Annotated in this window: 13 protein-coding genes; 12 read left to right on the top strand and 1 reads right to left on the bottom strand. The window is 63.7% G+C overall.

The window, feature by feature from the left end; genetic code table 11:
• Window positions 1-37: 37 nt before the first annotated feature.
• Window positions 38-694, bottom strand: a complete 657-nt coding sequence (gene fsa, locus ACE3PR_RS15200; protein ID WP_374373560.1) for a fructose-6-phosphate aldolase — start codon at window positions 692-694, stop codon at window positions 38-40.
• 150 nt (window positions 695-844) lie between these two features.
• On the opposite strand from fsa, the gene ACE3PR_RS15205 reads away from it, so the two are divergent.
• From ACE3PR_RS15205 to ACE3PR_RS15260, 12 genes are all read left to right on the top strand, one after another.
• A complete protein-coding gene (locus tag ACE3PR_RS15205) occupies window positions 845-3058 on the top strand; it encodes a primosomal protein N' (protein WP_374373562.1) in 2214 nt (737 codons plus the stop codon).
• Between the two features lie 94 nt (window positions 3059-3152).
• Window positions 3153-4103 carry a neutral zinc metallopeptidase gene (locus ACE3PR_RS15210; RefSeq protein ID WP_374373564.1) on the top strand — a complete coding sequence of 317 codons (951 nt, stop codon included), beginning with the start codon at window positions 3153-3155 and terminating at the stop codon, window positions 4101-4103.
• A gap of 32 nt (window positions 4104-4135) precedes the next feature.
• A complete protein-coding gene (locus ACE3PR_RS15215; protein ID WP_374373566.1) occupies window positions 4136-4969 on the top strand; it encodes a glycosyltransferase family 2 protein in 834 nt (277 codons plus the stop codon).
• A 137-nt stretch (window positions 4970-5106) separates the two neighbouring features.
• Complete coding sequence (locus ACE3PR_RS15220) at window positions 5107-6171, top strand: sensor domain-containing diguanylate cyclase (protein ID WP_374373568.1); 1065 nt, start codon at window positions 5107-5109, stop codon at window positions 6169-6171.
• 65 nt (window positions 6172-6236) lie between these two features.
• Entirely contained in the window at window positions 6237-6914 is a 678-nt protein-coding gene (locus ACE3PR_RS15225) for a glutathione S-transferase family protein (protein ID WP_374373570.1), read from the top strand.
• Window positions 6915-7202: 288 nt separating this feature from the next.
• Window positions 7203-7766 carry a F0F1 ATP synthase subunit delta gene (locus ACE3PR_RS15230; RefSeq protein WP_374373572.1) on the top strand — a complete coding sequence of 188 codons (564 nt, stop codon included), beginning with the start codon at window positions 7203-7205 and terminating at the stop codon, window positions 7764-7766.
• Window positions 7766-9295, top strand: a complete 1530-nt coding sequence (atpA, locus tag ACE3PR_RS15235) for a F0F1 ATP synthase subunit alpha (RefSeq protein WP_374373574.1) — start codon at window positions 7766-7768, stop codon at window positions 9293-9295. Before ACE3PR_RS15230 ends, atpA begins: the two co-directional genes overlap by 1 nt.
• 33 nt (window positions 9296-9328) lie before the next feature.
• The gene (locus ACE3PR_RS15240; RefSeq protein ID WP_374373576.1) at window positions 9329-10210 is read left to right on the top strand and encodes a F0F1 ATP synthase subunit gamma; all 882 of its coding nucleotides are present in this window, start codon (window positions 9329-9331) and stop codon (window positions 10208-10210) included.
• A 38-nt stretch (window positions 10211-10248) separates the two neighbouring features.
• Entirely contained in the window at window positions 10249-11670 is a 1422-nt protein-coding gene (atpD, locus tag ACE3PR_RS15245) for a F0F1 ATP synthase subunit beta (protein ID WP_374373578.1), read from the top strand.
• Window positions 11671-11687: 17 nt separating this feature from the next.
• Window positions 11688-12134, top strand: a complete 447-nt coding sequence (locus ACE3PR_RS15250; RefSeq protein ID WP_374373580.1) for an NUDIX domain-containing protein — start codon at window positions 11688-11690, stop codon at window positions 12132-12134.
• 18 nt (window positions 12135-12152) lie between these two features.
• Entirely contained in the window at window positions 12153-12569 is a 417-nt protein-coding gene (locus ACE3PR_RS15255; RefSeq protein WP_374373582.1) for a F0F1 ATP synthase subunit epsilon, read from the top strand.
• 85 nt (window positions 12570-12654) lie between these two features.
• Complete coding sequence (locus ACE3PR_RS15260) at window positions 12655-13470, top strand: acyl-ACP desaturase (protein ID WP_374373584.1); 816 nt, start codon at window positions 12655-12657, stop codon at window positions 13468-13470.
• Window positions 13471-13480 lie beyond the last annotated feature (10 nt).

The raw sequence follows: 13480 nt of genomic DNA on the forward strand, positions 1-13480 counted from the left end.
GATCCGAGACGGTGATCCGAAAGCTACTAAATCTTTGTTACAGAATTGACTGGCCGGTCTTGGCCCAATCCGCGAGGAACGCGTTGAGGCCCTTATCGGTCAGTGGGTGGTTGAACATCTGCTTCAAGACGGCGGGCGGCAGGGTCGCGACATGGGCGCCCATCTTCGCCGCGGCGGTGACATGGATCGGGTGACGCACCGAGGCCACCAGCACTTCGGTTTTGAGCGCCGCGTAATTCTCGTAGATCTGGCAGATGTCGGCGATAAGCTCCATGCCGTCCTGGCCGATATCGTCGAGGCGGCCGACGAAGGGCGAGATGAATGTTGCCCCGGCTTTCGCCGCGAGCAGCGCCTGCGCCGCCGAGAAGCAGAGCGTCACATTGACCGGCGTGCCTTCCGAGGAAAGCACCTTGCAGGTCTTCAATCCATCAACGGTGAGCGGCACCTTGACGCAGACATTCTTGGCGAGCTTCGCCAGCTTGTGGCCTTCCTGCAACATGGTCTTGTGATCGGTCGCCGTCACCTCGGCGCTCACCGGACCTTCGACGATCTCGCAGATCTCCTTGATCACGTCGAGGATCGGGCGACCCGATTTTGCGATCAGCGAGGGATTGGTGGTGACGCCGTCCAAGAGGCCGGTCGCGGCCAGTTCCTGGATTTCCTTGACGTCCGCGGTATCGACGAAGAATTTCATGAGCAAAGTCCTGGATGAAAGCGGGTCTTTCAGATTGCCGGCGCCGCACCTAAGGTGCGGTCTTTCCCAGCGAGTCGCCCGATGCCTTTGCGCCCGGCGATTCCGCTGACCACGAATCAGATGCCCCGAGTCTAGCTGTCGAGACACAGGATGCCAACTGAAACCGATCATGCGCTGGAGGAGGGGGGCGAGCCGGTCGCTTCCGCCCATCCGCTTGGCCAATCGGTCGGCGTTCTGGTGCCATTGGCGCTGTTCCAGCCCTATGACTATCTCGTTCCCGCGGGGCTGCAGCTTCGCCGGGGCGATTTCGTGACCGTGCCGCTGGGGCGGCGCAGCGTTACCGGTGTCGTCTGGGGGCCGGCTTTGGGCGATGTGGATCCGGCGAAACTGAAACCGGTCACAGCAAGGCTGCCGCTCGCCCCCTTGCCGGCGATCTCCTGCGATTTCATCGATTGGGTGGCGCAATACGGCATGGCGCCGGTCGGCGCCGTCCTCCGCATGGCGATGAGCGTTCCCGATGCGCTCGAGCCGGAACGCGCCTTGAAGGGCTGGACGATCGGCGCGGCGATGGACGTCAAGATCACCGATGCCCGCCGGCGTGTCCTCGATCTGCTCGCCGGCTCGCCGCCGCTGCCGCCCACGGAACTCGCGCGCGCGGCGGCGGTGAGTGTGGGCGTCATCACCGAGATGGGCAAGCTCGGCTTGCTGCGTTCGGTGCCGCTCGCTCTGCCGCGCCCTTATGGCGATCCGGAGGCCGATGCCGCCGGCCCCGTTCTTTCATCCGCGCAAGGCGAGGCCGCGCGCGATCTTGCGAAGCTCCAGCCCGGCGTCACCCTGATCGACGGCGTCACCGGTTCGGGCAAGACCGAGGTCTATTTCGAGGCGATCGCCGCCTGTCTCCGTGCCGGCAAACAGGCCGTGGTGATGGTGCCGGAAATCGCGCTGACGCCGCAATGGCTCACCCGTTTCGAGGCGCGCTTCAACGCGCCGCCCGCGCAATGGCATTCGGAACTGACGGGCCTCGCGCGGCGCCTCACCTGGCGCGGCGCGCTCGATGGTTCGGCCAAGGTGGTGGTGGGTGCTCGGTCGGCCCTGTTCCTCCCTTATCGCGATCTCGGCCTCATCATCGTCGATGAGGAACACGAAAGCGCCTTCAAACAGGAAGACGGCGTCATCTATCAGGCGCGCGACATGGCGGTGGTGCGCGGGCATCTCGCCAAGATCCCCGTCATCCTCGCCTCGGCGACGCCGTCTCTGGAAACGATGGTCAATGTCGAGAGCGGCCGCTACCGCGCGGTCCATCTTCCCGACCGTCATGGCGGCGCCACTCTACCCGCCATTCATTTGATCGATCTCCGCCTCGACAAGCCGGGGCGGCAAAGCTGGATCGCCCCCAGCCTCAAGGCGGAACTCGACAAGACCTTGGCCGCCGGCGAACAGGCCTTGCTCTTCCTCAATCGGCGCGGCTATGCGCCCTTGACGCTGTGCCGCACCTGCGGGCATCGCCTGCAATGCCCGCGCTGCACCGCCTGGCTGGTCGAGCATCGCTTCCATCAGAAACTGATGTGCCATCATTGCGGCTTCGAACAGAACATGCCCGATGCCTGTCCAGCTTGCCTCAACGAGGGCAGCTTCGCCGCCTGCGGCCCCGGCGTCGAGCGCCTGGCCGAGGAAGCGGCGGCCCTCTTTCCAGATGCCCGGCGCCTGGTGCTGACCAGCGATACGGTGACCGGCCCCGCCAAGGCCGAGGCGCTGATGAAGATGGTGGCGGAACGCGAGGTCGATCTCGTCATCGGCACGCAGATCATCGCCAAGGGCCACAATTTTCCGCATCTGACGCTGGTCGGTGTGGTCGATGCCGATCTTGGTCTTCATGGCGGCGATCTCCGCGCCGCCGAGCGGACCTACCAATTGATGCAGCAGGTGGCGGGGCGCGCCGGGCGCGGCGAAAAACCGGGCCGGGTCTATCTGCAGACCTACGATCCCGACCGCGCCGTGATGCAGGCGCTGAAATCCGGCGACCGCGAGGCTTTCATGGCGGCCGAGGCCGAGGACCGGCGCGAATCCGGCATGCCGCCTTTCGGACGTCTCGCAGCCCTCATCCTCTCCAGTCGCGACGAGGCCGCCGTGACGCAGAAGGCGCGCGAGCTTGCCCGCACCGCCCCGCACCGCGAGGGTGTCACGGTCTTGGGGCCCGCCCCGGCGCCGATGGCGCTGCTGCGCGGCCGCCACCGCATCCGCTTTCTCCTGAAAACGCGGCGCGACATCGCCCCGCAAGGTGTTTTACGTTCCTGGCTCAAGGGCCAGAAATTCCCCGGCGATCTGCGCCTCCAGATCGATATCGATCCCTATAGCTTCATGTGAAAGAGGCGGCCGGAACCCCGCGCCCTGCCATTTGTTTGGTTGCGGCCGGTATGCGATCATGCCGCGGCGTTCAATTGATCAGGGGAGCCAGGTCATGAAATGGCGCATGGGACGGCGCAGTTCCAATGTCAGCGACCAGCGCGGTGCCGGCGGCGGGCTCGGTGGCTTGGGTGGTCTTGGTGGCCTCGGTGGCTTGGGCGGCGGGGGCAGCGGCTTCCGCGGCCCGCGCCTGGGCCTCAAGGGCATCGTCATCCTGGTCATCATCTTCGTGGTGATGAGCTTCATGGGGCTCGATCCCCTGGCGATATTGGGTGGCCTCACCGGCGGCTCGTCGCGCAGCGGCGAGATGTTGGCCCCTTCCTCCCAGGGCGTCACCGAAACCGGGGACCGAGCCGAGGACGAGATGGCGGAATTCACCTCCGTGATCCTGGCTTCCACCGAGGATACCTGGCGCGACATCTTCACCGAGGCGGGCCAGTCCTACCGCGAACCCACGCTGGTGATGTTCTCCGACTCAGTGCAATCGGCCTGCGGCTATGCGCAATCGGCCATGGGGCCGTTCTACTGCCCGCCCGATTCCAAGGTCTATATCGATCTCTCCTTCTACCAGGATCTCGCCCGGCGCTTCCAAGCCCCCGGCGATTTCGCCCAGGCCTATGTCATCGCCCATGAAGTCGGCCATCACGTGCAGAATCTCATCGGCGTTGAGGAAGACGTGCGCCGCCAGCGCGCTGGGTTGAGCGAAGCCGAAGCCAATGCGCTCTCGGTGCGGGTCGAATTGCAGGCCGATTGCTTCGCCGGCATCTGGGCCAACCGCCTGGTGGCCGAGAATGCCGAGGTGCAATTGGAAGAGGGCGATATCCAGGAGGGCCTCAATGCCGCCAGCGCCATCGGTGACGATCGCCTGCAGCAGCAAAGCTCGGGCCGCGTCGTCCCCGACAGCTTCACCCATGGCAGCTCGGCACAGCGCATGCGCTGGTTCAAAAAGGGCTTCGATTCCGGCAACCCCGATCTCTGCGACACCTTCAGCGCGAACGATCTTTAAAGGCACCTTACGTCGAAAATCGCGCGGGCAAGATGCAGTCAGGGCCGGTCGTTTCCGTCATTATCGCCGCCTATCAGGCGCGGGACTTCATCGGCGCCGCGATTGCCTCGGCGCTGGTGCAAGACGTGGCGCTGGAAATCATCGTGGCGCCGGACGAGCCGCGCGGGGCCTCGGATTACACCGATCTTGCCGCGCGCGATCGGCGCATCCGCGTATTGGAGGGAGTGCCGGCGCCGACCGGGCCGGGTCCCGCGCGCAACCGGGCACTTGCCGCCGCGCGCGGCGATTTCATTGCTCTCCTTGATGCCGATGATCTCTGGTCGCCGGATTATCTGGCGCGTCTGCTGCCGTTGGCCGAAAAGCATGGCGCAGCTTTCGGCCGCACGCTGATCACCGATTGGCAAGGCCAGGAGATACGCTCGGTCGCCGGCAAAAATGAGAGGGCCGATTTCGCGACCTTCGAAACCGCCTTTGCCTCGTTTCATGGCGTGACGCGGCGCGATCCGGCGCGAGCCTGGCAGGATGTGCTGGCCGAGGATGTGCTGTTCGATCTTGAGACGCTGGCGCTGGCCGGCGGCCGCGCGCCCTATGCCGATGCCGCGATCTATCAATTGCGCCTGCGCCCCGCATCGCTGACGCGTGACGACGGCTTCATCCGCAACATCGCGGCCGGTTATGAGCATCTGATGGCCGCGATCGCCAATAATGCGACGGCGATTGCACCCGCGTACCAGCCCGCCGCCATCGAGGTGTTTCGCCATTGGGCGGCGATGAATGCGCGTTTTGAAGCCGCCCTGTCGCTGAATTCAAACCTAGACTACCAGACATTTGCGACCAGAATCCTTGGCGGCGCCCGAATCGATTGAGTCCACCGAATAGGACGGACATTAAAGCGGGCAAAAGCACGCAAGGCCCCTCACCCATTGATACGGATCAAGCGAAATGGTGCATAATTCCGATGGGGCAAGCTGCCGCCGTGTGGGCGCGGCGCATGGGATTGTGCATGGATCGCTTGATCACCATCGTTCAGGATCTCTCGCTGGCGCGGCATATCGATGACGTGACCGAGATCGTGCGCCATGCGGCGCGCGAACTGGTCGGGGCCGACGGTGCCACCTTCGTGCTGCGCGACGGCCCGCATTGTTATTACAAGGACGAGGATGCGATCGCGCCCTTGTGGAAAGGCAAGCGCTTTCCGCTTGAGAGCTGCATCAGCGGCTGGTCCATGCTCAACCGACAGCCGACGGTGATCGAGGACATCTTCGTCGATGAGCGCATCCCGCATGCCGCCTACAGCCCGACCTTCGTCAAAAGCATGGTGATGGTGCCGATCCGCACCAGGGATCCCATCGGTGCCATCGGCACCTATTGGGCCCATCGACATCGTGCCTCGGCCAATCAGGTGCAGATGTTGCAGGCCTTGGCCGATTCAACCTCGGTGGCGCTGGAGAACGTCCAGATCTATGCCGAACTGGAAGAGCGCGTGCGCCGGCGCACGGAGGAACTCGCCACCGCCAATGAGCGCCTGCGCGAAGAGATCGCCGAGCGCGAGCGTGCCGAAGCGATCGTGCACCAGATTTCGATCACCGACGATTTGACCGGCATCTATAATCGCCGCGGCTTCCGCCTGCTGGCGGGGCGCGAACTTGCCATGGCGCGGCGGCATAACGGCATTGCGATGCTGATCTTTGCCGATGTCGATCACCTCAAGCAGGTCAATGACCGCGATGGCCACAGCGCCGGCGATGCGCTGATCACCGATACGGCGAAGCTCCTGCAGCGCGTCTTTCGTGTCACCGACGTGGTCGCGCGCCTCGGCGGTGATGAATTCGCCGTGCTGTGCCCCAGCCGCGACGGAGAAGCGATCGAGACACTCTCGCGGCTGCGTCATGCCTTGCATGATTTCAATCTGGCGGCGCGACCGCTCAATGCGCTCTCGCTCAGCCTCGGCTGCATCATCGTGCCGCCGGATGACCTGCGTGACCTCGATGCGCTGCTCGCCGAGGCGGACCGCGCCATGTACATCGATAAATCAGCCCGCCGTGGCTTGATGCCCATGGTGAGCTGACCTCCACTTGAAGCTTGCGGCGCGTTCTTGTATTGTTCCGACCCATCGACATCTCGAGGCGGAACATGCTGAAGCTTTATCTCGGGGCCTTGAGCCTTTTCTCGCGCAAGGTGGAGATCGCGCTGGGCGAGAAGAACATTCCCTATGAGCGCGAATTCGTCGCCTTTACCCAGGAGAAAGGTTACGAGCCCCGGCATCCGGCCGTGCTTGCTGCCAACCCGAAGCGCCAGGTGCCGGTCCTGGTCGACGGCGACCTCGCCCTCTACGATTCGACCGTGATCTTCGAATATCTCGAAGAACTTTATCCCGGTCCGCCGCTTTATCCGGCGAGCCCCCAGGACCGCGCCCGCTGCCGTCTCCTGGAACTCGATGCCGATGAGATTCTTTTTGCCCCTGTCCGCAACCTCCTGTTCCGGACCGAGCCGCCCCATGCCGATCCCGCCATCCATGCCGGCCGCATCGCGGCGGGACTGGCGGCCGAGGAAAGTCTCAAGGAGCGCTTCGCCGGGCTCGACCGCCGCGTCGCGGGGAGCATCTTTTTCTGCGGAACGCATCTTACCGTGGCCGATATCGGCCTCTTCATGACCATCCTCTTTACCCAGCGCCTGAAGGGCCCCGCCCTCGATCCCTATCCGGGACTGGCTGCCTGGTATCGTCGGTTGCTGGGACGCCCGGCCTTTGCCAAGGCGGCCGCCGAAATCGCCGCCGCCGACCGCGAACTTTCGCCGGCACTGGGCGGTTGAGGCGGTTTCCGGACCCCCTGAGGCAAGGCGCCGCGGAGGCTATTCGGGGGGTGTTGCCGTTAACCCTTCTCTTTCGCGAAATATGAATATTTTTCAAATAGTTGATAAAAGCATGCAGCCCCCGGCCGGGGGCTGTTGATTACCCGGAAACCATATGTTACTAACCCGCCGCCTGTCGCAGCGCGGAAGTCCGCTGAGGCCGGCCGGTAGGGTTTGTGCCGGCGCCTGGCGCCAACAAGATTTCTCCCGAAAAATCAATTTGTTAAGACCAGGGATGGGGGCGACATAGTGGCAGCCCAGGCAGCAACGGAAACCGGCTCTCTCGCGCAGCGTTATGCGGGCGCGCTCTTTGACCTCGCCGATGCGAAGCAGGCGATCGACGCCGTGGCCGCCGATCTGGCCGCGATCCTCAAGATGACCGATGAATCGAGCGATTTCCGCCGCCTCATCGGCTCCCCGGTCCTTTCCCGCGCCGATCAGGGGAAGGCCATCGCCGCCATCGCCCAGGCGGCCGGCTTCAACGCCCTCACCGTGAAATTCCTGGGCCTCCTCGCCCAGAACCGCCGCCTCTTCGCGCTTCCCGCGATGATCGGCGCCTTCAAGAAGATCCTGGCCAAGCGCCGGGGCGAGATGACCGCCGAGGTCTGGTCCGCCCGACCGCTGTCGGCCGAGCAGCAGAATGCGCTCGCCGAGGCCATCAAACGCGCCCACGGCGCCAAGGTCACCATGGAGGTCCGGCAAGATCCGGCCCTCATCGGTGGCCTGGTCGTCAAGGTGGGCAGTCGCATGATCGATTCGTCTATTCGAACCAAGCTGCAGAAGCTGCAGCTCGCCATGAAAGGGGTTGGATAATGGAAATCCGCGCCGCCGAAATCTCTGCCATTCTCAAGCAGCAGATCGAAAATTTCGGCAACGAGGCTGATGTCACCGAAGTTGGCCAGGTGTTGAGCGTTGGCGACGGCGTCGCCCGCGTGCACGGTCTGGACAACGTCCAGGCCGGTGAGATGGTCGAGTTCCCGGGCGGCATCCGCGGCATGGCCCTCAACCTCGAAACCGACAATGTCGGCGTCGTCATTTTCGGCGACGACCGCGACATTAAAGAGGGCGATACGGTCAAGCGGACCGGCGCCATCGTCGACGTGCCGGTCGGCAAGGGTCTGCTCGGCCGCGTGGTCGACGGTCTCGGCAATCCGATCGACGGCAAGGGCCCGCTCACCAATGTGACGCGCACCCGCGTCGAGGTGAAGGCGCCCGGCATCATCCCGAGAAAGTCGGTGCATGAGCCGATGCAGACCGGCTTGAAGGCCATCGACAGCCTGGTTCCGGTCGGCCGCGGCCAGCGCGAGCTGATCATTGGTGATCGTCAGACCGGCAAGACCGCCGTCATCATCGACACCATCCTCAATCAGAAGGCGATCAATTCCGGCACGGACGAATCGAAGAAGCTTTATTGCATCTACGTCGCCGTCGGCCAGAAGCGTTCGACCGTCGCCCAGATCGTGAAGACGCTGGAAGACAACGGCGCCCTCGAATATTCGATCGTCGTTGCCGCCACCGCCTCGGAACCGGCGCCGCTGCAATTCCTGGCGCCTTATACCGGCTGCGCCATGGGCGAGTTCTTCCGCGATAACGGCATGCATGCCGTGATCTTCTACGACGATCTTTCCAAGCAGGCCGTCGCCTACCGCCAGATGTCGCTGCTGCTGCGCCGTCCGCCGGGACGCGAAGCTTATCCGGGCGACGTCTTCTATCTGCACAGCCGCCTGCTGGAACGTGCCGCCAAGATGAACGACGCCAACGGCGCCGGCTCCTTGACCGCCCTCCCGGTCATCGAAACCCAGGCGGGCGACGTCTCGGCCTATATTCCGACCAACGTGATTTCGATCACCGACGGTCAGATCTTCCTCGAGACCGGCCTCTTCTATAAGGGCATCCGTCCCGCCATCAACGTCGGTCTCTCGGTCAGCCGCGTCGGCTCCGCCGCCCAGATCAAGGCGATGAAGCAGGTTGCCGGTCGCATCAAGCTGGAACTCGCGCAGTATCGCGAAATGGCGGCCTTCGCGCAGTTCGCCTCCGATCTCGACGCGGCCACGCAGAAGCTGCTGGCGCGCGGTGCGCGCCTCACCGAGCTCTTGAAGCAGGGCCAGTATCAGCCGATGCCGGTCGAAGAGCAGGTCGTGGCGATCTTCGCCGGCGTCCGCGGCTTCCTCGACGGTATTCCGATCAACCAGGTCAACCGCTTCGAAGCGGCCTTGCTCAGCGAGATCAAGGCAAAGCATGCGGATATCCTGACGGCCATCCGTACCGAGCGCGAGATTTCGAAGGTGAATGAAGACAAGCTCACCGAGATCCTCACCGCTTTCGCGAAGTCGTTCACCTAAGTTCGTCACTGTTCAGGTTGAGAAGGGGCAGCAATGCCGAACCTTAAGGACCTCAAGGTCCGCATCAACAGCACGAAGAACACGCAGAAGATCACCTCGGCCATGAAAATGGTCTCGGCGGCCAAGCTGCGGCGTGCGCAGGAGCAGGCCGAAGCCTCGCGCCCCTATGCCGAGCGCATGGAAAAGGTGCTGGGTGCCCTCGCTGCCTCCATGGCCGGCAAGGACAACGCGCCGGTCTTGCTCGCCGGTACCGGCAAGGACGATGTGCATCTCCTCGTGGTGATGACGTCGGATCGCGGCCTCTGCGGTGCGTTCAATTCTTCGATCACCCGCCAGGCCCGCAAGATGGCCCGCGATCTCAAGGCCGCCGGCAAGAAGGTGAAGATCTTCTGCGTCGGCCGCAAAGGCCGCGACCAGCTCAAGCGCGAATTCGCCAACGAGATCATCGGTACGATCGAGGATGTGGCGAAGCCGCGCCTCACCTTCGAAGCCGCCGCCAAGATCGCCACGCGGATCAGCCATATGTTCGAGGCGGGCGAGTTCGACGTCTGCACGGTGATCTACAACAAGTTCAAATCGGCGATCACCCAGATCGTGACTCCGCAGCAGCTCATCCCGTTCGCGCTGGTGAGCGCCAATGAGAATGTCGATGCCGGCGCCGCGATCTATGAATACGAGCCGGACGAGGAGGAAATCCTCGCCGATCTCCTGCCGCGCAATCTCTCGATGCAGGTTTATCGCGCGCTCCTGGAAAATGCCGCCTCCGAACAGGGCGCGCGCATGAACGCCATGGACAACGCGACCCGCAACGCGGGCGAAATGATCAACAAGCTGACCATCAACTACAACCGGACCCGTCAGGCCAACATCACCAAGGAGCTGATCGAGATCATCTCCGGTGCCGAAGCCGTCTGATCTGGCCGTCTAGAGTTCGTTCCAAAGGAGCCACCAACATGTCGAAGAACATCGTCGGCAAGATTACGCAGGTAACGGGCGCCGTCGTCGACGTGCAGTTCGAAGATGCCCTGCCCGCGATCTTGAACGCGCTGCATGTGCAGAACCAGGGCAAGCTCCTGGTGCTCGAAGTCGCCCAGCATCTCGGCGAAAGCACCGTGCGCGCGATCGCCATGGACACGACCGACGGCCTGGTCCGCGGCGCCGAAGTCAAGGATACCGGCGCCCCGATCTCGATGCCGGTCGGCCCCGAGACCCTCGGCCGCATCATCAACGTGATCGGCGACCCGATCGACGAGCGCGGCCCGATCGGCCACAAGCAGACCCTGCCGATCCACCGTTCGGCGCCGGAATTCTCCGAGCAATCGACCGAGGCGCAGATCCTCATCACCGGCATCAAGGTGATCGATCTCCTCGCCCCCTACGCCAAGGGCGGCAAGATCGGCCTGTTCGGCGGTGCGGGTGTCGGCAAGACCGTCACCATCATGGAATTGATCAACAACGTCGCCAAGGCGCATGGCGGTTACTCGGTGTTCGCCGGTGTCGGCGAGCGTACCCGCGAAGGCAACGATCTCTATCACGAGATGATCGAATCCGGCGTCATCAAGCTGGACGGCCCGGGTTCCAAATGTGCCCTGGTCTATGGCCAGATGAACGAGCCCCCGGGAGCCCGCGCCCGCGTCGCCCTTTCGGGTCTCACCGTCGCCGAATATTTCCGCGATGCCGAAGGCCAGGACGTGCTGTTCTTCGTCGACAACATCTTCCGCTTCACCCAGGCGGGTTCGGAAGTCTCGGCGCTCCTCGGCCGTATCCCCTCGGCGGTCGGCTATCAGCCGACTCTCGCCACCGACATGGGCGCGCTGCAGGAACGCATCACCTCCACGAAGAAGGGTTCGATCACCTCGGTGCAGGCCATCTACGTGCCTGCCGACGATTTGACCGATCCGGCGCCGGCCACGTCCTTTGCCCATTTGGACGCGACCACGGTGCTTTCCCGCCAGATCGCCGAGCTCGGCATCTTCCCTGCGGTCGATCCCCTCGATTCGACCTCGCGCATGCTCGACCCGCGCGTCATCGGTGAAGAACACTACGCCGTCGCCCGCCGCGTGCAGGAAGTGCTGCAGGGCTACAAGGCGCTGCAGGACATCATCGCCATTCTGGGCATGGACGAGCTCTCGGAAGAGGACAAGCTCACCGTCGCCCGCGCGCGCAAGATCCAGCGTTTCCTCAGCCAGCCCTTCCATGTCGCCGAAGTCTTCACCGGCACGCCGGGCGTGCTGGTCAGCCTCGCGGACACCATCAAGGGCTTCAAGGGCATCGTCGAAGGCCAGTATGACGACCTCCCCGAATCGGCCTTCTACATGGTGGGCACGATCGAGGAAGCCGTCGCCAAGGCCAAGAAGATGGCGGAAGCGGCCTAACGAGATCGGGGGCGTCGATGGAACGATCCATTGGCGCCCCCGTTGAGTTCACGAGATCGTCCGCCGGAACAGCGCCGGTTTGGCCGGTCTCGATCAAGGGCGTCCTCTTCGTCGGCGCGGAAGTTGTTCTCCTGAAGAACGAGCGCGACGAGTGGGAATTGCCCGGTGGCCGGCTCGAAACCGGCGAAGATCCGGTCCCCTGTCTTGCCCGCGAAATCGCGGAAGAGCTGGGGATCGAGGTGGAGATCGCGGACCTCCTCGATTGCTGGCGCTATCCGGTGCTGGTGGATCGTTCGGTTCTGATCGTCACCTACGGGGTGAAGCCGCTGGCGCAAGCCGAGCTCCACCTCAGTCACGAACACAAGGCGCTGGGGCGCTTCGCGATGGCGGACATCGCGGCCCTCAGGATGCCGGAAGGATACCGGCGCAGCATCCGCCATTGGGCGGAACGTTGCGGCCTCTAGGAAGCAAAGGTTGAGATCATGGCCGATCAGGTGCATTTCGAACTCGTCTCGCCCGAGCGTTTGCTGTTCTCGGCCAATGTCGCCGAGGTGGTGATCCCCGGGACCGAGGGCGATTTCGCCGTCCTCCCCGGCCACAGCAATCTCATCTCTACCCTGCGCGCCGGGGTCATCCATATCCTCGATAACGGGACCCAGGTCAGCGACCGCATCTTCGTCGAGGGCGGCTTTGCCGAAGTGAATGCCGAAGGCTGCACGGTTCTCGCCGAACGCGCCGCGCGCGTCGACGAGATCGATCGCTTGAAGGCCGAGCAGGCTTTGGCCGATGCGCGCGAGGATGTGCAGGACGCCAAGAACGATCTCGAGCGGGCGGAAGCAGCACAGGCGGTCGAAATCGCCGAAGCGCGCCTCATCGCTCTGGGTGCGTCGGTTTACTAAGAAAAGGCTTTCCTTGTCATTCCCGCTTTTGCGCGACTGACAAAGCAGGAAGCAACGAGTCGAGGTATCGGAAGGCGGAGCGCGCATGGCGCATTGGATGCTCGACCAGATTCCGTGGGATCGCTTCGATCCCGCCCTGGTCGATCCCGACATCGTCAAACTGGTCAAAGCCGCCGCGCTGGTCGAATATAATGGCGGTGACTACGCCACTTATCTCAATAATGTGTTTCACGATGATGACGGCTTTCGCGCCGTCGCCGATGATTGGGCGCAGGAAGAAGTCCAGCATGGCGCTGCTCTGGCGCGCTGGGCCAGGCTCGCCGATCCCGCCTTCGATTTCGAGGCGGCCTTTCAGCGTTTCACCGACGGTTACAAGATCGTCCTCGACGTGAATGCCTCGGTGCGGGGCAGCCGCTCGGGCGAATTGGTGGCGCGCTGCATCGTCGAGACCGGTACCTCCTCCTATTACACGGCCCTGGCCGAAGCCTGCGCCGAGCCGGTCTTGAAGGCCATCTGCCGCAAGATTGCGGCCGACGAGTTGCGGCATTACAAGCTCTTCTACACGCATCTGCAGCGCTATCTGGAAAAGGAAGAGTTGGGGGCCTGGGGCCGCGTTCGCATCTCGCTCTCGCGCATCACCGAATCCGAGGATGACGAGCTCGCTTACGCCTATTACGCCGCCAATCACGCGACCGAGCCCTATGAGCGCAAGCGCTTCTCCTCAGCCTATGCGCGCCGCGCCTATGCCTATTACCAGCCGCCCCATATCCAGCGCGGCATCGCCATGGTGCTGAAGGCCGCCGGCCTCAACCCGCAGGGATTGCTCCTGAAGCCGCTTTCGGCCTTCGCCCTCTGGTTCATGCGCCGCCGCGTGGCTCGCCTCTTGGCGGCCGGGGCTTAATCGGTCGGGG

The organism is Dongia sp. (assembly GCF_041909655.1).
Taxonomy (GTDB): Bacteria; Pseudomonadota; Alphaproteobacteria; order Dongiales; family Dongiaceae; genus Dongia.

Bases quoted from the DNA above. Each gene is read 5' to 3' on its own strand.
- ACE3PR_RS15255 (WP_374373582.1), top strand. From the start codon at position 12,153: ATGGCCGATCAGGTGCATTTCGAACTCGTCTCGCCCGAGCGTTTGCTG.
- ACE3PR_RS15225 (WP_374373570.1), top strand. From the start codon at position 6,237: ATGCTGAAGCTTTATCTCGGGGCCTTGAGCCTTTTCTCGCGCAAGGTG.
- atpD (WP_374373578.1), top strand. From the start codon at position 10,249: ATGTCGAAGAACATCGTCGGCAAGATTACGCAGGTAACGGGCGCCGTC.
- atpA (WP_374373574.1), top strand. From the start codon at position 7,766: ATGGAAATCCGCGCCGCCGAAATCTCTGCCATTCTCAAGCAGCAGATC.
- ACE3PR_RS15210 (WP_374373564.1), top strand. From the start codon at position 3,153: ATGAAATGGCGCATGGGACGGCGCAGTTCCAATGTCAGCGACCAGCGC.
- ACE3PR_RS15215 (WP_374373566.1), top strand. From the start codon at position 4,136: ATGCAGTCAGGGCCGGTCGTTTCCGTCATTATCGCCGCCTATCAGGCG.
- fsa (WP_374373560.1), bottom strand. From the start codon at position 694: ATGAAATTCTTCGTCGATACCGCGGACGTCAAGGAAATCCAGGAACTG.
- ACE3PR_RS15205 (WP_374373562.1), top strand. From the start codon at position 845: ATGCCAACTGAAACCGATCATGCGCTGGAGGAGGGGGGCGAGCCGGTC.
- ACE3PR_RS15220 (WP_374373568.1), top strand. From the start codon at position 5,107: ATGGATCGCTTGATCACCATCGTTCAGGATCTCTCGCTGGCGCGGCAT.
- ACE3PR_RS15260 (WP_374373584.1), top strand. From the start codon at position 12,655: ATGGCGCATTGGATGCTCGACCAGATTCCGTGGGATCGCTTCGATCCC.
- ACE3PR_RS15240 (WP_374373576.1), top strand. From the start codon at position 9,329: ATGCCGAACCTTAAGGACCTCAAGGTCCGCATCAACAGCACGAAGAAC.
- ACE3PR_RS15250 (WP_374373580.1), top strand. From the start codon at position 11,688: ATGGAACGATCCATTGGCGCCCCCGTTGAGTTCACGAGATCGTCCGCC.